We start from the raw sequence: 1026 nt of genomic DNA, 5'->3' as shown, positions 1-1026 counted from the left end.
CTATCTCAGCAATCGATTTGTGAATTTTGTATTGTTGTACGGGATTAGTCATCACATGAATGACGGTTTCAATTGGCGGACATCCAGGTTCGGTACATTGCAGTTGACTTAAAGAAATAGAAATTTCATCATCAATTTGCAAAGCTTGATAAATCCATTGTTTAAGTTGCTGAATTTCCTGATAACTCGCTTTTTGAGATTGCCTACCAAAAGAAAAACTCATATCATTAATGTGACGTACTTAATAGCTAAAATTAATGACTAAATAGTTGTATGCAAGTCAATAGCCGATTGTAAATGAGTAACAGTTTCATTGATTGATAGCGCTCCTAAATCCCCGGATTTTCGGGTACGCACGCTCAAAGTTTGGTTTCCCATCTCTTGTTTTCCTACTACAGCAACTACAGGAATTTTTTCTAACTCAGCATTACGAATTTGTTTACCTAATCTTTCTCCACTACCATCAACTTCTACTCTTAATCCTTCTTTATGCAATTCCTTGGCTACGGATTCTGCATATTCTCTTACTTCATCACTGACTGGCAATAATCTACATTGAACTGGTGCTAACCACAAAGGGAAATCACCGGCATAGTTCTCAATTAAAATGCCAAAAAAACGTTCTATTGAACCAAAAATTGCCCGATGAATCATAATTGGTCGTTTTTTACCATCGTCAGCAGCAACATATTGCATATCAAATCTTTCAGGTAAATTAAAATCTACCTGAATCGTTGAACATTGCCACAAACGACCAATGGCATCTTGAATTTTTATATCTATTTTTGGTCCATAAAAAGCACCGCCACCTTCATCTATAATATAGTTCCAACCTTTATTATCCAATGCTTCTTTTAAAGCCGCAGTTGCTAATTCCCAAACTTCATCTGTTCCTACTGATTTCTGGGGACGGGTAGAAAGATTGATTTCGTAATTATTAAAACCAAAGTCAGATAAAATCTGTTCGGTAAGATTCAATACTCCTAAAATTTCATCAGCAATTTGATTGGGTAAACAAAAGATGTG

2 protein-coding genes are annotated in these 1026 nt (G+C 35.6%); both read right to left on the bottom strand.

The features are described from left to right. Positions 1-223: hypothetical protein (locus F6K52_RS36820; protein WP_293090248.1), on the bottom strand; the 223-nt coding region annotated here is incomplete at its 3' end. A gap of 38 nt (positions 224-261) precedes the next feature. Beyond that, positions 262-1026 (bottom strand): His/Gly/Thr/Pro-type tRNA ligase C-terminal domain-containing protein (locus tag F6K52_RS36815; RefSeq protein WP_293090246.1); only part of this gene is annotated, 765 nt, incomplete at its 5' end.

This window comes from Moorena sp. SIO3H5, from assembly GCF_010692395.1.
In the GTDB taxonomy this organism is placed as follows: domain Bacteria; phylum Cyanobacteriota; class Cyanobacteriia; order Cyanobacteriales; family Coleofasciculaceae; genus Moorena.
This window is presented reverse-complemented; position numbering and strand designations above follow the sequence as displayed.